Raw genomic sequence first — 19,828 nt, 5'->3', positions numbered from 1 at the left:
CAAAAAAGAGCCCACCGCGCTCGACCTTGTAGACGATCCCGAGGCCCCCCGCGCCCAAGAACCCCACCACCTTGTAGTCCCCGATCATGTCGCCGATGTCCGGGTGCCTGAGTGTCAGTCCCACGCTCTACCTCACCTCCTAGATGGGGGAGCGTAGCATAACCGCAGGGATGCGGCTCAGACAGCGGGACCGGAGCGGCAGGTGGACCCCTCCAAGGCTCGCGACCGCTCCAAGTCGGCCGCTCCACCTACCGCCCCGGTCCCCATTCCGGGACGGGCCTATTCCTCGCGCATCGGCGCGGCGTCGAGCACGCGCAGCAACTCGCACCCGACTTTGACCTTGGACTCTGGCCACGTCCGCAGGAGCCCGACAGCCTTCCGGGTCTCGGGTGACAGAGCCTTGTCAGTGGTAGGCATCTCGCGCGCGCTCATATCCAGGAGCACAGCCGGGGAAACACCCAAGGCGACCGCGAGCCTTCGCAGCGCTGGAACGCTCGGCATCATCCCGCCGCGCTCGATGCGCCCATACACGGCCGGGCTCATCCTTGCCGCATCGGCTACTTGTGCCTGAGTGAGCCCGAGCGCCTCGCGTGCGGTTCGGGCTGCCTCGCCGAGTCTCTTTTGTAGAAGGTCATCTTCCATGCGGTATGCCTCTCAGATGATGGCGCCATTTTCCTTATCACGCTTGCCTTGCTGCTGCCTCCTCTTGTTGAGCTTGGCCAACCCGGTCGCTGTTCCCTTGAAGATGGCGAACTGCTCGTCATCCATCGTTCGCACCAGTCGCAGCAACCGCCTGATTTCCGGCGTCAGTTCTTCGTCGGGTGCCGGTTGGGTCTGAGTGGCTTCCCTTTCGACGAGCCCCACAAGCAAGTCAGCAGAGAGCCCAAGCGCAACGCAGATCTTCGTTAGCGTTGGCGTGCTCGGAAGCATGGCGCCTCGCTCCAGCCTCCCATACACTTCCGGCGTCAACCTGACTCGCTCGGCTATGTCCTCCTGAGTCAGTTTCAATTTCAACCGGGCCGCCCGCGCAGCCTTACCGATTTGAATACTGAGTTCGGTTCGGTTTCTCCCCTTGGTGGCGCTCTCCTTCTTACCTGGCTTCCCTTTCATTGACCTAACCCTCGTCCTCGTCGGGCGTTAGCGCCGTCCGCTCGATGGGGTTCGCCGTCAGTCGCTTGACCCTCGCGGCAGCCTCGAAAATGGCCTTCAGCTCTGCTGCGATTTCATCGGCGAGGACCGGCGGCTCTACAGTCCCCAGGTAGACGAGTAGTTCCTCGCGCATCTCGGCGGCAGAAAAACGCTCGCGCGGATCCGGTTGGAGCGCACGCCGGACAATGGACCGCAAAGGAGCGGGCGCGAACTCAAGTCGACGTTCCGCTTCCGAAGGGTGAAAGCGCAGCAGCCGGTAAGCCACCACGTCCAGGCTTAGCTGTGCGGTCCGCTCGGCACGCACAGGGAATGAGAACCCGACCGGGGCACCCTCCACGGGGGCATCAGTCGGGTCGAGCGGGTATTCGGCCAGCAGCATTTCAAGCAGCACGAGCCCGAGCGAGAACACGTCCGCTCTGCCGTCAATCGCTCCCCCGATAAGCGGGTCGGCTCGGCCCCCGGTGGACTCCATCGCAGCTCGCAGAACCTCGGGTGCACAGTAGGCCGGGTCGCCGCGCAGCAGGCCGGGCGGCGTCTTCAAACGGTCGCGCAGCTCCGAGTACGCAGCACCGAAATTCACGAGCTTGACGCGCCCATCAAACCCGAGACGGATTCGCATGGGACCCACCGCGCGATGAACGATGTGCATCGGGTGGCCTTCGCTGCTAATGCGCCCGTGAGCGTAAGCAAGCGCACCCGCTACTTCCGCCGCGACGTATGCTGCGAAGGCGGACGACAGACGGCGCTCCACCAGCAACGCGAAATCCATCGCGGTGAGGAGATAGCAACCGCGCAAGTGCTCCATGACCACGTAGGCGGTGTCACCATGGAAAGCGAAGCCGTAAACCCTGGCGATGCCCGGGTGCTCCAGGTGCGACGCGAGCTGCACCTCTTCCCAAACCCGCTCGCTCCTCTCACGGTCTGAGGGCACCTGCACAGGCTTGAGAATGACCCTCGAGCGACGGACCCCGCTTTCGCTGATGGGTTTCCTCCAAGCAAGAAGAAGCGTGTCGTAGTCCCGGTTTAGAACCTGGGTGTCGTAAACCTCGTATTTGAAGCCTTCGAATTCGAAGATAAGACGCGGGCCGGAGCTGTCCGCCATGATGTGCTCTCCTTACGAAGCCCTACAGCCTGTCGAGGTTGGGGATGTCCGCACGTCGCCAGCTCTCGCCGTCTGCGCGTGTGTAGAACACGCCCATTTCAAACTCAGCCGCGCCTGCCCCGTGGTCGCGAACCTCGACCCTACCAATCCACCGCGCAGGCTCGCCGGTAAGCGCTGCCGCGAGGAAGCCATCCTGACGGAGAAGAAAAAGGCTCCGGTACTCCTGCACCATCCGGCTCAGGTCCCAGCGGGACAGCCCTTGTCCGTGCTGCTCGGCGTAGCGCAGCAGCTCGTCAGCAACGAAACGGGGTGCGTAGTGCTGCGGCAGGTAAGGCAGAATCGCGAGGTGCCGACGCAGCTGCTCGGCCTGCACAGGCGACATGCTCCGCCCCTGGGGGATGGCTTCAACAGGCAGCCCGGCCCCCAGCAGCAGCGCGCCGAACTCATCCAGGCCCGACAGCGCGTCGCGGGTCGCGGCAAGGGCCTCCGGGGGCGGGCGGCTCGCGCACGCAGTCGCGCCGGAGGCGAGCACCGCCAGCAGCGCAAGCAAGCTCAGCGAGGCATGAGCCGAAAAGCAGGCAACGGAAATCAACCTCATACGAGAGCGCGGTTCGCTCAGCACGGGGCACCACCTCCAGCGCGTTGGTTGGTGAGACGGCGAAACGCCCGGAGAGGTAACACAGTCATATGAGCAGGGGAAGCCCGGGAGTCCTGAACATATACGAAACATACAATGCGCGGATTGCGCGATTAGGCCCGAGTCAGGGAAATCAGCACAGAAATGTTCCCTACATGTATGGGTTAACCAAGCCGCTCGTGCGCGGCGTGTGCCCTTGCAGGACTCGGCAAGGCGCGGACCTGTTGACCACTCACGCGCGACGGGTCGACCTGGTCCGTCATTACCGGGCCGATCCTATGAGTGCCGGGGCCCGGTGGTGGCCACGCTGTCGCTACCCGTCTCCCTTGCTTGCCCGTCTGGATGCACGCTGTGCTTTTGGCACGTCCATACGGGCCGGACAGGAGGCCACGTCGACGCGGGCCTCGTGGTGAGCATCCAGGCAGGCCGAACGGCCATTCGCCGCGCGCCTCGTGGGGGGCGCTGGCTGTGTCGATGCGGGCCATGCTCCATTCACTCGCCTGTGCGGCCCTTGGTTGCCCGGCTGCACTCTTGCCGATCACCCCTCGCGCTTTGTTCGTGGCCTGGACACGCGGCTTTACGCTGTGTCACTGCTGGCGTGGGTAGTTCTTGGGCTGTTGGGTGTGTCGTTCAGGGCGGGTAGGTGATGAACAAGATCGAATCCCTGGAGGGAAAACCCTCCGTGTGTGGCGCATTCGTGCGCCGTTGTTGGCTGGCAGGTGAGGACGCCGGGAAAAACGCCGGTAGTCGCTCCATGCGCCGTCTGTGGTCACTCCAGGCCGCGCCTGTGGCCACTTGCCTGGGGGCCAGCGCTGGGGGTCGGCGGGAAGCTCGCGCGTCCATGCACCAGCAGCGCGGCATTCTCTGGAGTGCGGCCCGTTCTCCAACCCGGAGAGCAACGCCAGTGCAGGACGGGAGCCAGCCATGAGCACGCCCCCGGTTGCTGCGGACGCCGCGCCCGCGTTTCTCACGGTGGAGGAAGCCGCCGAAATACTGCGCGTGAACAGGAAGACTCTCTACGAAGCGATCCGGCTTGAGCAGGTTCCCGGCGTCGCTCGCATCGGAAAAACCCTCCGCATCCGCCGCGCTGCCCTGCTAGAATGGACAGCCGGTAAGGGCCGTGATTCTGCGCTCGGGAGTCGGAAATGAGCGTCAGATTGCGGAAGTGGCAGAACAAGGCAGGGAAGGTCGAGGAGGCTTGGCAAGTGGACTTCATGTTCCACCACCCGGACGGACGGCGACAGCGAGTCGTGAAGTTCTCGCCTGTGCAGACGCGCCGGGGTGCCGAGCAGTACGAGCGCGAATTGCGCGCCTCCCTCTTCAATGGAACCTTCGGAAAGGAGAACAACACCGGGGAGCGCCCCATGACGTTGGCGGAGTTCGCTCCGCGCTTCCGGACCTACAGCGAAAACAACAACAAGCACTCCAGCGTCGTCAGCAAGAGCCAAATCCTGGAGTCTCACATCCTGCCGTTTTTCGGTGAAATGGCGCTGGCTGCCATTGGCTCGGCTGAGATGGAGGATTTCAAGGCTGTCATGCGCAAGAAGAAGTCGGCAGCGCGCGCCCGGAAGGCGGCCCCCACGCGGGCAGCCCTCCGCAAGCGCAACGGCGAGGAACCAAAGCCGCTGAGCCTCAAAACCATCAACAACGTGTTGACGGTGTTGAGCAAGCTGCTGGCGGTCGCGGAAGAGCAGCGGGTCATCGAGCAGGCTCCGCGCGTGAGGCTCTTCGCGAAGCTGCCGAAGCCGCCCTTTGATTTCCTCACCTTCGAGGAGGCAGAGCGCCTGAGCAACGCCGCCGAGCCGGAATGGCGAGCGCTGCTGCTGGTGGCGCTCAAGGCGGGGCTGCGGCAAGGGGAGCTGATCGGGCTCCAGTGGAGCGACGTGGACTTCCAGCGCGGCAAGCTGCACGTCCGCCGTACCATCTGGCGCGGGGTCTCGGGCTTGCCCAAGGGTGGACGCGAGCGGACGGTGGAACTGCCCAGCTCGGCAGTGGACGCACTCAAGGGACACCGACACCTGCGCGGCCCTTACGTGTTCTGCCAGGAGGACGGTCGGCCGCTTACCGACGGGCTGCTCAAGCTGCCGCTGCGCCGGGCCCTCCAGCGGGCGGGCATCACCCGCGAGCAGGGCCGCATCGGCTGGCACGACCTGCGGCACACCTACGGTAGCCACCTCGCCATGAGGAGGATACCGCTGACGGTCATCAAGGAGCTGATGGGGCACGCGACCATCGACATGACGGAGCGCTACGCCCACCTGAGCCCGGACACGCGCAGAGAGGCGGTCGGGGTTCTCGACCGGCCCTCTGCGCCCGCGTGCGACATACGTGCAACACGGATGGAGGAAGCTGCCAACCACCCGTAAGCACGGCGTAAAATAGTGGAAGCGGCGGGAATCGAACCCACCGTCCGTGAAGTCAGCCGCTCACGGGCTCTTGGGACACGGAGGGTTTGCAGGACAGCGGCCCTCCACATCCCGAGGCGTCGTCTCCGTACAGCCGGCCACATCTGCGAAGGTGTTGGAGCCCAGGAAGCTCACGTCCGAGGCGCCGCTCCACCCCCGGAGGATGCCGTGGCCAGCGCTGTACTCGACGCGGGAGCCGGTGATGAAGGCCGCCGTGGGCTGGTTGAACAGCAGGATCGCCGAGCTCACCGAGAAAGAGCCCGCCAAGTAGTTGCACCCGTAGCTCGAGCACTGGCAGTCCCCTCCCGCGTAGCGCACCCGCACATTCTGCAGCGTGACGCGCACCTCCACGCCCGCCTCCACGGTGAGCGTGGCCTGGGCGCCGGCACCGCCCACAGTCAGTCCGTCCATGCGGTAGGGCACGCCTACGTCTCTCAGGGTGGCGTCCTGGCCCAGATAGTAGACGCTCGAAGAGGCCACCTCGGAGCTCACGGAGATCGCATCCGGGCGGTTGCCGGTATAGCGCCCGCTGGGCACTGTCCCCAGGGCGTTGGGGTTGAGCGCCAGGGGCTCGGGCAGGGCCTGGCTGCCGGAGGCGGTGATCGTCAGCTTTGTGGAGCCCTCGGCGAAGCCGGTGGTGCCAGCCAGCACCGCGCCAGGGCTGGTGGAGCCTTGAATGGTGACGTGCTCCACGAAGAGCTGTCCGCGCTGGAGCCTACAGGCTCAAGACGTGCCAACGCCGGGAGGACGGCGTGGCAGGCGCACCACGAAGGTGGTCGTGCCGTCAGCGGAGTGCCCCTCGAGCGTGCCGCCGTGCGAGAGCACGATCTGCTGGGCGATGTAGAGGCCGAGGCCAAGATTCCCGCTCGCCGACTTCTCGTGATGGCGCGCTCGGCGGAACGGCTCGAAGATGAACGGGAGGACGTCCGCGGGAATGGGCTCGCCCTGGTTGCTGATCTCGACGACGACGGCCGCTCCGTCGGAGCGTGCCTTGATGACCACGGCCGTCCCAGGCGTGGCGTACTGGATGGCGTTGCCCGTGAGGTTGGAGAAGACTTCCGCCAGACGATCCGCGTCCCAGGCGCCTGTCACGTCGCCTTCGACCTCCAGTTGAAGGGCCGCCTCGAACTCCTCGACGACGCCTTGGCAGATCTCACGCAGGTCGGCCGGCTTCGGTTCGATCAACAACCCGCCACCCAGACGCGCGCGCGTGAGATCGAGCAACTGGGTGATCATCCGGCTCATGCGTTGGCCACTGCGGATGATGCGCGCGGCCGTCTCCGCGTCGTGCGTGTCGAGATGTCCGCGCCGAAGCAGCGACGCGGCGGCCATGCCGATCGACGCCAGCGGGTTGCGCAGGTCGTGCCCGAGGATGCCAATGAACATCTCCCGGAACTCGGCCACCGAGCGCAGCTCGCGCTCGCTCTCCTCCGCGCGCTCCTTGGCCGCGTCCGCCGCGTCCGCCAGCTCTTGCGCCTGAATCGTTGCGCCGACCATCCGCTCGTTCGCTTCGCGCTGGTCGACGAGCACCGTATCGGAGTGAGAGCGCTCGCCGCTGAGATCCTTGTCGGTGGACTCGCGTGCGACCGCCAAGAGCCTGCGCCTCCTCTCATCGTGGCCGTCGGACTTGTCCCGTTCGACGCGCAGGCTCTTGTCGGTCTGGTCGCGTCTCGGGGAGAGGGGGTGGCGCACGCCCTCGGCGGCGGAATACGCCAGGCGCACGAGCACGTCGGCCGGCGGGCCGAGCACGGACAGAGAGCGGATCGTCTCGTCGTCCAGCTCGACGGTGATGCTTTGCTTTGTCATGACTCGCCCCTTGTGCACACGCATGTACCCGTTCAGCGCCAGGAGGGCGCTTCCAGTTCCTGCTTCGTCATCCGCCTCCTCTGTCCTCGCCGCTCGGAGTGCCTGTAAGCAGGCCCTTGAACCCCTTGAGCGCCCGGCCCACGGCGATCCCGCCGTCCGGCGAGATCTCGTACTCCCTCAGGTCCTTGCTGTGCTGGCTGGAGCGCACCTTGACGACCGCCATGGCCCGCTTGAGCTGCCCGTCGAGCTCGACGTAGCGCTGGATGATGATGGCGTCCGTCAAGAACGCGATGCCCTGGGGGCTGAACCGAAGATCGTTGTAGGAGTCGGCCATCTCCACCGTCGCCAGGACCGTGACGCCGAGCCCTGTCAGCGCTCCCATCATCCGGTACAGTGACTCGCGAAAGTCCTCCCGGAACGTGGGCGCGAGCGCCAGCTCCAGACCGGACAGCGAGTCGATCACCGCCCGCTTGGCGCCCAGGCGCTTCACGGCATTCTGAAGCTCCAGCAAGGTCTCGTCGATCGAGAGATCCAACGGGCGCAGGTAGAGCACTTCCAACCGCTTCTCGCGGACCAGCTTCTCGAATTCCTGCCCGCGCGGCGTGGTCTGGAGATAGTCGTTGGGCCGCTTCTCGAAGATGGCCACGATCCCGTTCTCGCCGCGCGAGGCTCCCTCGACGATGAATTGATTGGAGAGCACCGTCTTGCCCGAACCCGAAGGCCCGGCGATGAGCATGGAGTACCCGCTCGGGATGCCACCCCCTAACATCTCGTCGAGGCTTGGCACTCCGGTCGAGAGGCGATGTTCGAGCGGGTGCCCGGCGATGAGCTCCGCCGGCTTGAGCAGCCGCGGGAAGACGCTGTAGCCCGCGTCCGTGATGCGGGCCGTGTGCAGGCCGGGGATCTGCCCCTGGCCCCGCATCTTCATCACCTGCAGCTTGCGCACGACGGAGTTGCGATCGATGGCCTGGGAGAGCCAGATAAGCCCGTCGGCCACCGTGAACACCGCGCTGTCATGCTCGCCGTCCGCATACTCCCCAATGAGGAAGGTGGTGGCCTCGTAGCTGGTGAGCGTCAGCGCCAGGCGCTGCATGAAGTCCGACAGCTCACGCTCGCCGCCTGGCCCGGTGGCGAGCGTGCTTCGCTCCATGGCCCGAAAGGAGTCCACGACGACGATGCTCGGAGCCGACTTCTCGATCTCATGCACGATGGCCTCCAGCACCTTCCCCATCCCTCCGTCGAGCGCCTGCTGGCCGAGGTGGATGAAGCGAACCGTGCCGTCGCCCACCTTGGCGGCGTCGAAGAAGTCGTACTGTTGCTGATAGCGAAGCATCTTGATGGGAGGCTCGCCGATGATGCTGAAGTACACCGCCCTCCGCTCGGGGCTCGCGTTCGCGAACGCGATCTGATGCGCCATCGTCGTCTTGCCGCAGCCTGGGCCGCCGGCGATCAGGTTGAAGGAGAATTCCGGAATCCCGCCGCCCAAGACTTCATCGAGCCCCGGCACCCCGGTGCTCAGCTTGCGAATCGCAACGCTGTCGCTCATTCGTTTGTCTCCCAGGGTGCCGCCCCTTCGAGTGTCGGCCAGGCGCTGCGGAGTACCTGGTTCGTCAGTCGCTCTCCGATAAAGGTCGTGAGGAGCGCGAAGAAGGTTGCAAACAGCATCGCGGCCGACTCCAGGGTGACGGCGGGATCCTTGGCCTGCAGCCGCTCGCGCAGCTTCGTCGAGCTTTCGAGGCTGGAGACTTCGGCGAAGCACTCGAAATCGCCTTTCGCCAGCTTTGCGCTCCTCAGGAACAACAGCTGGACGCCGATGGAGCCCACCAGGGGCGCCATGTGCGCATGGATCTTGTCGTAGACACGGCTGGCGGCCGTCGTCGCAGGCTCGCCCGCGCTGCCGGCCGCACCCTCGTGCGCCAGCAATCGCCGGGCTCGCTCCAGCTGCGCCGGGTTCGGGCGGGTCACGGTTCCGCCGCGCTCATGGAGTCTCGTGAGGCTCCGTCCTGCTCGACATCGAGCGGGGATTCGGGACCCCGCGGCTTCTCATCCAGCGTGCGCACCATGGCTCTCTTCCTCGACCTTGTGCGTGGGGCCGTCAATGACGTCTTCAAGTCGGCTGGGGGGAGAATGGGCGTAAGCAGCCAGGGCGCTCCCAGCCGGAGCTCAGGGCCCTCTTACCACGGTTACCGTCGCTTCTTGAGCCAGCGCGTCACGCTGACCTTGCGTAGTCGGCAACGGAACAGGTGGGGCTTGCCCCGGATTGGGTGGACACAGGGGTGATGCTGACGCCCTCTTCATCGTCCACCACCAACGCAGTACGCGCCATTCTGGAGCACCCGTCACTGCCCACGCGGCCTGCTCAGCTGGCTGCAGCGCAGGGGCCACCCCAGTTCGCGTGGTGTTGAGCCTCGAGCAGTCACGCTGCCAAAGACGCCCACGCCCCTGCTGCCTCCCCCTGGGGAGGCCACTGGGCCGGCGTGTGCTCCAGGGGGCCGCACCGTGTCTCCACCAGCCCGGCCCACAGCCCTCGTGGCACCCGTCAGCAGCCCTCCTCTCCCCTCGGCTCCAGCCCTCTCCCTCCACACGGCCCCCATTCCGCCTAGACACTGGAGGATTTGGTCCAAATTTGGTCCGACAAGGACCGATTTGGTCCCCTGATGCGAGCCGTGCCTCCTCTTTAGGAGTGAATTCGACTCAAGGCGGCGGGCAACCTCAGATAGGAAGCGGCGGGAATCGAACCCGCCGCTGGGAGCCAGCTACTCCGCGGGGACGACGAAGTCCTTGATGACGGCCATGTGCTGCATGTTGGTGGCGCCGCTGTCCGTGGACAGCGCGGGGGAGATGTCCGAGAGCGGCGAGTACACGCGCGTGTCCACCACGAGGCCCGCGCTGAAGGAGCTGGAGCCGATGACGGTGGCCGTCTGGTAAGCGCGCAGGTCCGAGTCCACGAGCACGTGGTCGTACGGCTTGGCACGGGAGGCGTTGGTGTTGGTGTTGCCGTTGCGATCCGCCGGGTACGGGCTGCTGGTGGTCACCACCTGGGCGAAGGTGCTGAAGCAGCTCTCGGAGCGGGTGTCGGTGTTGAGGTCACCGGCGATGGCCAGGTAGTCGCCCGCGGGGACGAGCGACTTGATGCGGGACACCAGGTTGGTGGCCTCGTTGTTGCGCGTGGCGGCATCCGCGGTGAGCAGGTGCACACTCACCACCCAGAGCTCCTTGGGGCCGGGGATGTCGATGCGCGCCCAGGCGAAGTCGCGGTTGGTGACGTACGGGTCATCCCACTCGCCCGAGGCGACGATGGGCCAGCGGCTGATGACGCCGTTGGGGATCTGCGCACCGGCCTCGCGGTAGTAATAGAAGCTCGAGCCGAAGGCGGTGTTGACGAAGCTCCGGATGGCGGTGGCCGAGTTGTCGCCGTAGTTGAACTCCTGGATCATCACCACGTCCGGCTTCGTGCCCTGGAAGATGCGGGTGCCGTGGCCCGGGTCGTAGCTCTGGTAGTTGCCGCTGGAGATGTTGGCGGCCATCAGCCGCACCCGGGCGGTGAGGAGCTGAGAGCCATTGGCGCCCACCTCCGTGGCCGGCAGGGGCTCGGACTCCGTGCTGTCCGTGCCAACGCCGCACGCGGACAGCGAGAGGGTGAACAGCGACAGCATCAGCCTGGACCCGAGACGGGTCTTCTTCGAGGGGGCGAAGCTCTGGGGCATGGGTTCCGTCCTGTGCGCGGGGGATGGGGCGCGAGAGGAACCCTAGGCTGCCCTTCAGGCAAGCGACAGCCTGGTGCCACATGGTTGGGACCGCACATTTCTCCGGCGGTCCCTCCCGTTCATACCGCGCCGCGGCACGCCTCAGTTGGAATCGGGCTCCTCGGGCTCCGGCGCGAGGCGGTCACAACTGACGCGCACCGCGTCGAGGCGTCCGTAGAGGCCATGCGTCTCGTCCTCGGGGCCGGAGGTGAAGAAGAGCGTGTCGGTGGGCTGGTTCGCCACGCCGCTGCCAAAGGCCAGTCCCCACAGGCCGTCGATCCGGATCGTGCTGCCATCGGGCCGCTCCAGCCGCCCTTCGCGGTGGCCGGTCTGCGGGTCATAGACGTTGATGATGCCATCGCCGAAGTTGCCCACCAGGAGCTTGTTGCCGAACCTGCCGAAGCTGGCCGGCGACAACGCCAGACCCCAGGGAGCGTTCAGCCTGCCGCGCGAGATGAGGCGCCGGACGAAGCGGCCATTGGCGTCGAAGATGCTGACGTAACCCAGCCCCTTGCCGGCGACATCGTCCTCGCGGTCCGCGTCCTGCCTGGCGTAGGTGACGTAGAGATTACCGTTGATGTTCTGGATGCCGAAAGGCGCGAAGCCCGCGGGGATGAACGGGTCCGTGAAGGAACCCGGAAGCGTGGCGGGCGCGAAGGTGCTGTCGAAGACGTCGATCTTCCCGTTGTGGAAGTCCGTGGCGTACAGGAAGAAGCCCGTGCCATTGGGTGCGAGCGCGAGGCCCTTGTAGATGGCGCCGGTGCTCGAGTTGTCCACGACGGTGAAGGAGTTGGTGAAATTGACGGCCGGAGCCCAGGCGGTGAGGGTGCCCTGCTCGGTGGCGAAGATGAAGAAGCTGGTGCCCGAGGCCTCTCCCCGGGTGACGACGAACTGACCGGAGCCGTTGAAGACGATGCCGGTGGGCTTGCCCCGTCCGGTATCCCCCGGAGGAGGCGGGACGGTCACGACGAGCGAGTTGGGCACGCCGTCGCCGTTGTAGAGCGTGGAGAGGCCGGTCCCGTTGTCATTGACCCAGACGAGGCCGAACGGGTTGAACGCGATGCCCCACGCGTTGACCAGGTTGGGATCCACGTTCTCCGCGAACCCCGCCCTGTCGGCGACGAGGTTGCGCTGCACATAGGCATTGGGCTGCTTGCAATAGTTGTTGGCGGAAGCGAACGCGGGCACCAGTGAAGTGGCGAGCGCGAGTGCCAGCACAGGGCTCCGCCAGGAGCCCGGGAATGAAGCATTCATGTGTGTCCCCCCTCCAGAGGCCGCCAGGACAGCGGCCTCATTGGACGGGAACGTGGGAGCACGTGAGAGGAGCGACAACCCACCCCGTTGGCCGTGAAGGCCGCGCACTACTCGCCCCTCGGCCGCGCCCCCTGCACGGCAGGCACCCGGACGGGCGGACGGAGGCCCGTGCTTGTTCCCCTGTCCCCGAGTGCACATCTCGGAGTCGTTGACGGCTGCGTGGAAGCGGCGGGTGCTGAATCCGCCCGCGGTCCGTACAGGGGAGCGACGAGCGATGCGACGAGGGATCGTGTGCGCGGGACTGCTGCTGGGACTGGCTGGCTGCGCGGGGGTGCGGCGGGTGCCACCCACGGAGCAACTGGTGGACTCACAGGTCTCCATCCGCCAGGCGGAGGAGGCCGGAGCCGAGAAGGTGCCGGATGCGGCGCAGCACCTGCAATGGGCACGGGAGCAGGCGAGCGAGGCGCGCAGGCTGCTCGAGCACAACGAGCGGGACAAGGCGGCGCTCTTCCTGAAGCGCGCGGCGGCGGACGCGGAGCTGGCCCTGGCCCTGGCGCGTGAGGCGCCGGCGCGGGCCGAGGCCGACCGGGTGCTCCAGCAGGTCCAGCAACTCCAGGGCACGGTGCAGTGACAGCCACACGTAAGGAGAAGGTCATGCGGGGATGGAAGCGACTGACGTGGGGCGTGCTGGGAGCCACCGTGTTCGCGGGGTGTGCGGCCAGCACGCCGCGAGAGCTGCTGGATGCGCGCTATGCCTATCAACGGGCCTCCACGGGGCCGGCGGCGCAGTACAGCCCGGATGCGCTCGTCGAGGCGCGCGAGGCCCTCAACGAGGCCAACCGCTCCTTCGAGCGGGAGCGGGACTCGGAGAACACGCGCACGCTGGCGTACGTGGCCTTGCGCAAGGCGCAGATCGCCGAGTCGCGCGCCCGGGCCATCGTGGCCGAGCAGGAGCGGGTGGCGGCGGAGCAGCAGCTGGCCATGGCCCAGAGCTCGGAGGCCGTGAGGACGCGGCAGGAGCTGGACAAGGCCCGCGCCGAGCTCGCCGAGGCCCAGCGCCTGCGCGCGGAGGCGGAGCAGCGGCAGGCCCAGCTCCAGCAACGGCAGCAGCAGGAGGCCCAGGCGCAGGCCGAGCAACAGCAACTGGAGCAGGCCCGGCGTGAGGAGCAGGAGCGCCAGGCGAAGCTCGACGAGGCCCAGGCGAGGATGGATCAGCTCAACGCCCAGCTCGAGCAGGAGCGCCAGGCGCGCCTCCAGGCCGAGCAGCGCGCCGCCCAGGCCGAGGCCGAGGCCCGCGCCCAGGCCGAGGTGGCCAGCGAGCTGCGCAACATCCGGCAGGTGCAGGTGAAGGAGGAGGCCCGCGGACTGGTGCTCACGCTCTCCGGCAGCGTGCTCTTCCGCTCGGGGAGCGCGGATCTGCTGCCCACGGCCAAACGCCGGCTGGACGAGGTGGCCGAGGCGCTGAAGAAGACGCAGAGCCCGCTCGTCATCGAGGGCCACACCGACAGCCAGGGCCCCACGGAGCTCAACGAGGAGCTGTCCTACGAGCGCGCCAGCTCGGTGCGGGACTACCTGGTGGAGCGCGGCGTGGACAGCGCGCGCATCCGCACCGAGGGCCGCGGCGAGGAGCAACCCGTCGCCTCCAACAAGAGCGCCGAGGGCCGCGCGAACAACCGCCGGGTAGAGATCGTCATCGAGCGCGGTATCGGCGGAGCCGGTGAGCCACAGCAGCAGCCACCGCAGCAGCAGCAGCCGCAGCCCAACCGCTGACGCGGGAAGAAGCACCCGCCGGACATGACAAGGCCCCGTTGCCTACAAGAGGCAGCGGGGCCTGTTGCTTCCCACCCGAGACGCTTTACGGCTTCGCCGGAGCGGACGTCAGCTGCGACGGGTGGTTGGGCACCTGGATCTCCCCGGAGATGATCTTCGCGCGCAGCTCCTCGACCTTCTGGAGCGCCTCGGCCTTGCCCGGGAAGTCCACGCGCACGGGGGCGTAGGTGACGCCGCCCTCCTTGAGGCCCAGCGTCACGTCACCGCCCTCCAGCTTGCCCTGGGACAGGTCGCGCACGGCCTCGTAGACGCCCAGGTCCACGCGCTTGAGCATGGAGGTGAGCACCGCCTCGGGGGCCAGGTGCGACTGGTCCGAGTCCACGCCGATGACGAACACCGGCTTGCCGGCGGCGCGCGCCTCCTTCACCGCCTGGATGACGCCGAGGCCGTCCGAGCCGGCCGCGTGGTAGACGACGTCCGCGCCCTTGTTCACGAGATCCTGGCCCACCTGCTTGCCGGCGGACACGTTGTCGAAGCTGCCCGTGTAGTTCACCAGCACGGTGGCCTTGGGATTCACCGCAGCCACGCCCGCGCGGAAGCCCGCCTCGAACTTCTTGATGAGGGGCACCTCCATGCCGCCCACGAAGCCCACCTTGTTGTTCTTGGAGGCCAGGCCCGCCAGCGCGCCCACCAGGAAGCTGCCCTGCTCCTCGCGGTACATCACCGTGCGCACGTTGGGCAGCGTGTAGACCTTGCCGTCCGCGGACACCAGCGGGCTGTCGATGAGGAGGAACTTCGCGTCCGGGTTGCGCTTCGCCACCGTCTCCACGGCGTTCTCGAGCATGAAGCCCACGCCGATGGCCAGGGACACGCCCTCGTCCACCAGCGTCTGGAGGTTGGGCTCATAGTCCTCGGGGACCTTGCTCTGCAGCACCACCGGGGTGACACCCACCGGGGCGATGCCGCGCGAGGCCAGGTCCTGCGCGAGCGACTCCTTCAGCTCCTCCGGGGTGGCGTCCTTGTAGCTGCCGCCCTCCATCTTCTTGCCCGCCCCCCACAGCTCCAGGCCGCGCAGCGCCGAGTCGTTGAAGGAGTGGTCCCCGCGGCCTCCCACGTCCGTCACCAGGCCCACCTTCAGCGTCTTCGCCTTCGGCGCGGCGGCGGCCGGCGCGTTGTTGGCGGAAGCGGCCTCCGGCTTCGCCTCCTCCTGCTTCTTGCAGGCGGACACGAGCACCAGGGCGGACAGCAGGGACAGTCGCAGGAAGGAGCGGGAAAGGGCCATGGCGCGGGCTGTAGCAGAGCCGCGCCTGACCCTCAAGTCAGCCCCGGGAGACGTCAGGCCAGGAGCGCCGCGCCGATCAGCCCGCTGTCGTCACCCAGCTCGGCGTCGGAGATGAGCAGCCCCTCGCGCGAGGTGGTGGAGGCGAACGCCTGCACACCCTCCACCACGCGGCGCCGGATGCCAGGGCAGTGCGTCAACACGCCACCACCCAGGATGAGCCGCGCCGGGTTGAGCACCGTCACCTGGTTGGCGATGGCCATGGCCAGCATGAGGCTGGCGCGCTCGTAGATTTCACGCGCCTCGGTGTCACCCGCCTCCGCCGCCTGCTCCAGCGTCACGGGCGTCACCCGGGCCGGATCACCCTCCGTCAGGTCCTTCAGCACCTGCGAGCGGCCCGAGGCCAGCAGCTCGCGCGTCTGCGCGATGAGGTTGTGGCCCCCCGCGTACGCCTCCAGGCAGCCCAGCTCGCCGCAGCCACACCGGCGCCCGTTGGGCACCACCTTGATGTGGCCCAGCTCGCCCGCCACCCCGCCGCCGCCCGTCACCAGCCGGCCTCCGGCGATGATGGCGCTGCCCACGCCCGAGCCCACGAACACCGTGTACATGTCCTGCGCGCCGCGCCCCGCTCCGGCGTGGAGCTCGCCCCAGGCGGCGGCCGACAGGTCATTCACCACCCGGACGGGGTAGCCCAGCCGGGTGCGGAGCATCTCCCCCAGCGGCACGTTGCGCCAGCCGAGGTTGGGCGCCACGGCCAGCACGCCGGACTCGCCATGAATCTGTCCGGCCGCGCCCACGCCACACCCCTGCACGGGCGTGCCCGCGGTGTCCACCGCGGCCTTGGCGGCGTGGGCAATGGACTCCACCACCGCCGCCGGGCTGCGCTCGCCGAGCGCCATCTTGGCGGAGGCGATGATGGTGCCCTTCGCATCCACCACCGCCGCGCGGGCGAAGGTGCCTCCCAGGTCGATTCCCAGTGTGGGCATGCGTGTCCTCCGGTCGGGCCATCAGCCCTTGAGCTTGGAAACGAGAGACGAGACGAGCGCGGACACTTCCTTGCGCCGGGCCTCGTCCTTGAGGCTCCCATCCGCGTTGAAGGCGTCCATGGACCGCGGCAGGTGCACCTGGGCGGGCAGCACGTGCGCCCCCACGGACGACATCACCTGGCGCAGGTGCGGCTGCATGCGCGCGGTGCCGAAGACGCCCGGCGAGGCGCCCATCAGCCCCACCCACTTCTCCTGGAAGAGCCGCTCGGGCGGACGCGACACCCAGTCGAGCAGGTTCTTCAGCCCGCCCGGAATGGAGGAGTTGTACTCGGGGCTGGCGATGAGCAGCCCGTTGGCGCGCGCCAGCCGGTCCCTCTGCTCCTTCACCAGCGCGGGCCAGCCCTGCGCCTCCACATCCTGATCATAGATGGGCAGTTGCGCGAGCACCTTGGGGTCCACGACATCGACCTCGGCGCCCTGCGCACGGGCTTCCGCGACGGCGGCGTCCAGCAGCTTCTTGTTGAAACCCCCCGTGCGGACGCTGCCGCACAGGGCCATGATGTGGGGAGTGGCCATGGCGTCTTCCTAGCTCAGGCGACCTCGCGCTGCACCTTCTCCACCGTGCCCTCGATGAGCTGGCGGATCTCCTCCAGCCGCTCGGGCGTCTTCGCCTCGAAGCGCAGCACCAGGATGGGCTGGGTGTTGGAGGCGCGGATGAGGCCCCACCCGTCCGGGAAGGTCACCCGCACTCCGTCCACGTCCACCAGCGAGTGGCCCGCCTTGCGCAGCGTCTCGGTGGCGCGCTTGACGATCTCGAACTTCTTCTCCTCCACCGTGTCCACGCGCAGCTCGGGCGTGGCGAACGTCTTGGGCACGTCCCCGAGCAGCTCGGACAGCTTCGCCTTCTCGTGGGTGAGAATCTCCAGCAGGCGCGCCGAGGAGTAGATGGCGTCGTCGAAGCCGAAGTAGCGGTTCTTGAAGAAGATGTGGCCGCTCATCTCGCCGGCCAGCTCCGCGTGCTCCTCCTTCATCTTCGCCTTGATGAGCGAGTGGCCCGCCTTCCACATCACCGGCTTGCCGCCGTGCTTCGCGATGTCGTCGTAGAGCGTGTACGAGCACTTCACCTCGCCGACGATGGCGGCGCCCGGGCTCTCCTTCAGCACGTAGCGGCTGAAGAGGATCATGATCTGATCGCCCCAGAGGATGTTGCCCTGGTCGTCCACCACGCCGATGCGGTCGCTGTCGCCGTCATAGGCGATGCCCACCTCGGCCTTCTCGCGCTTCACCGCCGCGATCAGGTCCTGCATGTTCTCCACCACCGTGGGGTCCGGGTGGTGGTTGGGGAAGGTGGCGTCCATGTCGCAGAAGAGCGGAACCACCTCGAAGCCCATGCTCTCGAAGAGCGGCACGGCCACGGCGCCGCCGGTGCCATTGCCCGCGTCGATGACGATCTTCATCCCCTTGCGGCCCACCTTCACCGTCTGACGGACGAAGTGGTAGTAGGGCGTGTGGATGTCGAAGGGGCTGACGACGCCCGGCGTGGCGGCCTTCTCGAAGTCGCGCGCCTCGATGAGCTTGCGCAGCGCCTGGATCTCATGGCCGTGGAAGGTCGTCTTGCCGGCGCCAATCTTGAAGCCGTTGTACTCGGGCGGGTTGTGGCTGCCGGTAATCATGGCCAGGCCGTCCACCGGCAGGGTGTTGGCGGCGAAGTAGGTCAGCGGGGTGGGGACCACGCCGACGTCGAGCACGTTCAACCCGGTGGAGGTGAGGCCGCGGCAGAGGGCGTCACGGAAGCGCGTGGAGGACTCGCGGCAGTCGCGGCCCACCACGATGGAACGTCCACCCTTGCGCCGCACCACGGTGCCGAGTCCCTTGCCCAGCAGTTCCACCACCTCGACGGTGAGGTCCTTGTCCACCAGGCCACGGATGTCGTACTCGCGGAAGATATGCGCGTTCATGAGGCTGTTTCCCAAGCCCTCGAGAAGGGAGGCGGGGTCGAGGGCGGCGCACTGTATACACAAGCCCGGGGCGGGGGGGTATCCAACCAGGGTCCGGCCGGGCCGAGGCCTCCAGACCCGGGTGTACCCCCCGTATAACCCTTTGTGACTCCAGGTAGACAGGGGAGCTAATGGGCGCGCTCGCGGGCCTCCTGCTCGCGATCGAAGTCCACGAGGGCCTGGACGATGCGCTCGCGGGAGTCGGAGAGCAGCAGGTAGCGCGCGTAGTCCTGGCCCCGGGCGAGCTGCTCCAGGAGCGGATAGACGGGCCGCGTGCGCGTCCAGAAGTCCTGGCCCAGGAAGATCATCGGGCTGATGACGCCCACGGTGTTGTAGTGGTTCTGGCAGGCGTCCTGGAAGACCTCCTGGATGGTGCCGGCGCTGCCCGGGGAGTAGATGACGCCGCCCCGGGCGATGGCGAGCAGGCCGTCCTCGCGCACGCTGTTGGCGAAGTACTTGGCGATGTGCGTGGCGAAGGGATTGGGCGGCTCGTGGCCGTAGTGCCAGGTGGGAATGCCCAGGCTCTCGCTGACGACGCGGTCCGCGTCCCGGAGGGGCCAGGTGGCGCGCACCTCGAAGGCACGCGAGAGCCACTCGCGGTCCTTGTAGCTCGGGGCCTTCGCGAGTAGCTCGAGGGCGGAGGACAACTCGGCGTCGGTGCGCCGGGCGAACCAGGCGCCCACGTGCGTGGCCTCCATGGCGCCCGGCCCGCCGCCGCTCACCAGGAAGAAGCCGAGGCGCGCCAGCTCGCGGGCCAGCTCCACCACCGCGCGGTAGTCCTGCTGCCCTCGGAGCATGGAGTGGCCGCCCATGATGGCCACCACCCTGCGAGGACGGCCCTGGCTGTGCTGCGCGAGCACCTCCTCCATGGCGTCGGTGATGGCATGGTCGTGGAGCCGCTGCGCCAGCGTCTCCAGCAGCGAGGGGGAGTTGGCGCCGCCGCGCGAGTTCCAGTGGGCATAGATGCGGGCGTCGGGCGTGTCGGCGTAGCTCTCGGGGCGCGCGGGGTCGAAGCCCGCGTACAGCTCCTCGGGAGAGTAGAGGCCGCCCCGGTAGGGCGAGTACGGCAACCCCGAGAAGGGCGGGAAGACCATGGCCCCGTGCGCGATGACCGCCTGAAGTGCCTGCGTCTCGAGCTGACAGCCCAGGAAGACGGTGCCCGTGAGGTCCGCGCCCAGCAGCACCCGCGTCTGCCCCGTCAGGTCCAGCCCCTGGAGGATGACGTTGGCGAGGCTCCTGCCGCCCGCCAGGTGCTGCTCGAATGCCACGAGGGTTTCAATCTCGACCAAGAAGAACTCCCGAAGATGGAGGGCTCGGGAAGGTAGCAGGAGCCCCTCGCCTCCGGGATGATTCCTCGGGCGCTCACGGCCCGGGCTGGGGACTGAAGGACTCGGCGCTGCGGAGCTGCCGTCCGTAGGCATCACTCGGCTTCAGCATCGCCACCTCTGGGCTTCAGAAGCCCGATGGAGTATGAGCGGGTGACTTACCAGAGAAGTTGGTAGCAAGCTCCTACCGCATGCGTAGTCCGATACAGGCTCGATTCCCGCTCCGTGCCAAGTACTACAGTGGGACTTTGGCGCGAGGGTCTCTGCGTCGGTAATGGCAGCGTTTGGCGATGGCCTGATGGCGGCGTCGCCAGCGGCTCCAGTGCAGGACGAAGTCCAAGGCCGGCCGCACCACCCAAGCGATGTTCAGCA

The 19,828-nt window shown here is 67.4% G+C and carries 18 protein-coding genes and 1 pseudogene; 4 read left to right on the top strand and 15 right to left on the bottom strand.

Annotation, left to right across the window (positions count from 1 at the left end; translation table 11 throughout):
* Positions 1–279: 279 nt before the first annotated feature.
* Genes VFZ09_RS24730 through VFZ09_RS24715 form a run of 4 tightly spaced genes read right to left on the bottom strand, consistent with a single transcriptional unit; the run spans position 280 to position 2,873 of the window.
* Positions 280–642: a helix-turn-helix transcriptional regulator gene (locus VFZ09_RS24730; RefSeq protein WP_329730109.1), complete on the bottom strand. Its 363-nt coding sequence runs from the start codon at positions 640–642 to the stop codon at positions 280–282.
* A gap of 12 nt (positions 643–654) precedes the next feature.
* Positions 655–1,110, bottom strand: coding sequence for a helix-turn-helix transcriptional regulator (locus VFZ09_RS24725; protein ID WP_329730108.1), 456 nt, complete (start codon positions 1,108–1,110; stop codon positions 655–657).
* A gap of 4 nt (positions 1,111–1,114) precedes the next feature.
* A complete protein-coding gene (locus VFZ09_RS24720) occupies positions 1,115–2,251 on the bottom strand; it encodes a protein kinase domain-containing protein (RefSeq protein WP_329730107.1) in 1,137 nt (378 codons plus the stop codon).
* Positions 2,252–2,273: 22 nt separating this feature from the next.
* Complete coding sequence (locus VFZ09_RS24715; RefSeq protein ID WP_329730106.1) at positions 2,274–2,873, bottom strand: hypothetical protein; 600 nt, start codon at positions 2,871–2,873, stop codon at positions 2,274–2,276.
* A 939-nt stretch (positions 2,874–3,812) separates the two neighbouring features.
* On the opposite strand from VFZ09_RS24715, the gene VFZ09_RS24710 reads away from it, so the two are divergent.
* Both VFZ09_RS24710 and VFZ09_RS24705 read left to right on the top strand, forming a co-directional pair.
* Entirely contained in the window at positions 3,813–4,037 is a 225-nt protein-coding gene (locus tag VFZ09_RS24710) for a helix-turn-helix domain-containing protein (RefSeq protein WP_071905296.1), read from the top strand.
* Positions 4,034–5,254, top strand: a complete 1,221-nt coding sequence (locus VFZ09_RS24705) for a tyrosine-type recombinase/integrase (RefSeq protein ID WP_329730105.1) — start codon at positions 4,034–4,036, stop codon at positions 5,252–5,254. The genes VFZ09_RS24710 and VFZ09_RS24705 overlap by 4 nt, the downstream gene beginning before the upstream one ends.
* Positions 5,255–5,314: 60 nt before the next feature.
* Here VFZ09_RS24705 and VFZ09_RS24700 read toward each other — a convergent pair whose 3' ends face one another.
* The 6 genes and pseudogenes from VFZ09_RS24700 to VFZ09_RS24675 form a co-directional block, all read right to left on the bottom strand.
* Entirely contained in the window at positions 5,315–5,986 is a 672-nt protein-coding gene (locus VFZ09_RS24700; protein ID WP_329730104.1) for a hypothetical protein, read from the bottom strand.
* Between the two features lie 30 nt (positions 5,987–6,016).
* A complete protein-coding gene (locus VFZ09_RS24695) occupies positions 6,017–7,099 on the bottom strand; it encodes a HAMP domain-containing sensor histidine kinase (protein ID WP_329730103.1) in 1,083 nt (360 codons plus the stop codon).
* A gap of 67 nt (positions 7,100–7,166) precedes the next feature.
* Positions 7,167–8,645, bottom strand: a complete 1,479-nt coding sequence (locus VFZ09_RS24690; protein ID WP_329730102.1) for an ATPase domain-containing protein — start codon at positions 8,643–8,645, stop codon at positions 7,167–7,169.
* Entirely contained in the window at positions 8,642–9,064 is a 423-nt protein-coding gene (locus tag VFZ09_RS24685) for a hypothetical protein (RefSeq protein ID WP_329730101.1), read from the bottom strand. Before VFZ09_RS24685 ends, VFZ09_RS24690 begins: the two co-directional genes overlap by 4 nt.
* A gap of 794 nt (positions 9,065–9,858) precedes the next feature.
* Positions 9,859–10,806, bottom strand: a pseudogene (locus VFZ09_RS24680) (endonuclease/exonuclease/phosphatase family protein); the annotation flags it as partial.
* Between the two features lie 141 nt (positions 10,807–10,947).
* Positions 10,948–12,099, bottom strand: coding sequence for a TIGR03118 family protein (locus VFZ09_RS24675; RefSeq protein WP_329730100.1), 1,152 nt, complete (start codon positions 12,097–12,099; stop codon positions 10,948–10,950).
* A gap of 274 nt (positions 12,100–12,373) precedes the next feature.
* Between VFZ09_RS24675 and VFZ09_RS24670 the strand changes: the two genes are divergently transcribed.
* Both VFZ09_RS24670 and VFZ09_RS24665 read left to right on the top strand, forming a co-directional pair.
* Positions 12,374–12,730, top strand: coding sequence for a hypothetical protein (locus VFZ09_RS24670; RefSeq protein ID WP_329730099.1), 357 nt, complete (start codon positions 12,374–12,376; stop codon positions 12,728–12,730).
* 23 nt (positions 12,731–12,753) lie between these two features.
* Positions 12,754–13,869 carry an OmpA family protein gene (locus tag VFZ09_RS24665; RefSeq protein WP_329730098.1) on the top strand — a complete coding sequence of 372 codons (1,116 nt, stop codon included), beginning with the start codon at positions 12,754–12,756 and terminating at the stop codon, positions 13,867–13,869.
* 85 nt (positions 13,870–13,954) lie between these two features.
* On the opposite strand, the gene VFZ09_RS24660 is transcribed toward VFZ09_RS24665, so the two are convergent.
* The 5 genes from VFZ09_RS24660 to VFZ09_RS24640 all read right to left on the bottom strand — a co-directional run bounded on the left by VFZ09_RS24660 (position 13,955) and on the right by VFZ09_RS24640 (position 19,420).
* A complete protein-coding gene (locus VFZ09_RS24660; RefSeq protein ID WP_329730097.1) occupies positions 13,955–15,151 on the bottom strand; it encodes a BMP family ABC transporter substrate-binding protein in 1,197 nt (398 codons plus the stop codon).
* 53 nt (positions 15,152–15,204) lie between these two features.
* The gene (locus tag VFZ09_RS24655) at positions 15,205–16,134 is read right to left on the bottom strand and encodes an ROK family protein (protein ID WP_329730096.1); all 930 of its coding nucleotides are present in this window, start codon (positions 16,132–16,134) and stop codon (positions 15,205–15,207) included.
* 21 nt (positions 16,135–16,155) lie between these two features.
* Positions 16,156–16,710 carry an NADPH-dependent FMN reductase gene (locus VFZ09_RS24650; RefSeq protein ID WP_329730095.1) on the bottom strand — a complete coding sequence of 185 codons (555 nt, stop codon included), beginning with the start codon at positions 16,708–16,710 and terminating at the stop codon, positions 16,156–16,158.
* A 14-nt stretch (positions 16,711–16,724) separates the two neighbouring features.
* Entirely contained in the window at positions 16,725–18,092 is a 1,368-nt protein-coding gene (locus VFZ09_RS24645) for a phosphomannomutase/phosphoglucomutase (RefSeq protein ID WP_329730094.1), read from the bottom strand.
* Positions 18,093–18,259: 167 nt separating this feature from the next.
* Positions 18,260–19,420, bottom strand: coding sequence for a hypothetical protein (locus VFZ09_RS24640; protein ID WP_329730093.1), 1,161 nt, complete (start codon positions 19,418–19,420; stop codon positions 18,260–18,262).
* Positions 19,421–19,828: the final 408 nt, after the last annotated feature.

This window comes from Archangium sp., assembly GCF_036277355.1.
Classification (GTDB): domain Bacteria; phylum Myxococcota; class Myxococcia; order Myxococcales; family Myxococcaceae; genus Archangium.
Note: the sequence above shows the minus strand (reverse complement) of the source record. Positions and strands in the feature narration are given on the sequence as shown.

What these genes read in the sequence shown, in the direction of transcription:
- VFZ09_RS24730 (WP_329730109.1), bottom strand. Translation starts at nt 642, where the DNA reads ATGGAAGATGACCTTCTACAAAAGAGACTCGGCGAGGCAGCCCGAACC.
- VFZ09_RS24725 (WP_329730108.1), bottom strand. Translation starts at nt 1,110, where the DNA reads ATGAAAGGGAAGCCAGGTAAGAAGGAGAGCGCCACCAAGGGGAGAAAC.
- VFZ09_RS24720 (WP_329730107.1), bottom strand. Translation starts at nt 2,251, where the DNA reads ATGGCGGACAGCTCCGGCCCGCGTCTTATCTTCGAATTCGAAGGCTTC.
- VFZ09_RS24710 (WP_071905296.1), top strand. Translation starts at nt 3,813, where the DNA reads ATGAGCACGCCCCCGGTTGCTGCGGACGCCGCGCCCGCGTTTCTCACG.
- VFZ09_RS24705 (WP_329730105.1), top strand. Translation starts at nt 4,034, where the DNA reads ATGAGCGTCAGATTGCGGAAGTGGCAGAACAAGGCAGGGAAGGTCGAG.
- VFZ09_RS24695 (WP_329730103.1), bottom strand. Translation starts at nt 7,099, where the DNA reads ATGACAAAGCAAAGCATCACCGTCGAGCTGGACGACGAGACGATCCGC.
- VFZ09_RS24690 (WP_329730102.1), bottom strand. Translation starts at nt 8,645, where the DNA reads ATGAGCGACAGCGTTGCGATTCGCAAGCTGAGCACCGGGGTGCCGGGG.
- VFZ09_RS24675 (WP_329730100.1), bottom strand. Translation starts at nt 12,099, where the DNA reads ATGAATGCTTCATTCCCGGGCTCCTGGCGGAGCCCTGTGCTGGCACTC.
- VFZ09_RS24670 (WP_329730099.1), top strand. Translation starts at nt 12,374, where the DNA reads ATGCGACGAGGGATCGTGTGCGCGGGACTGCTGCTGGGACTGGCTGGC.
- VFZ09_RS24665 (WP_329730098.1), top strand. Translation starts at nt 12,754, where the DNA reads ATGCGGGGATGGAAGCGACTGACGTGGGGCGTGCTGGGAGCCACCGTG.
- VFZ09_RS24660 (WP_329730097.1), bottom strand. Translation starts at nt 15,151, where the DNA reads ATGGCCCTTTCCCGCTCCTTCCTGCGACTGTCCCTGCTGTCCGCCCTG.
- VFZ09_RS24655 (WP_329730096.1), bottom strand. Translation starts at nt 16,134, where the DNA reads ATGCCCACACTGGGAATCGACCTGGGAGGCACCTTCGCCCGCGCGGCG.
- VFZ09_RS24650 (WP_329730095.1), bottom strand. Translation starts at nt 16,710, where the DNA reads ATGGCCACTCCCCACATCATGGCCCTGTGCGGCAGCGTCCGCACGGGG.
- VFZ09_RS24645 (WP_329730094.1), bottom strand. Translation starts at nt 18,092, where the DNA reads ATGAACGCGCATATCTTCCGCGAGTACGACATCCGTGGCCTGGTGGAC.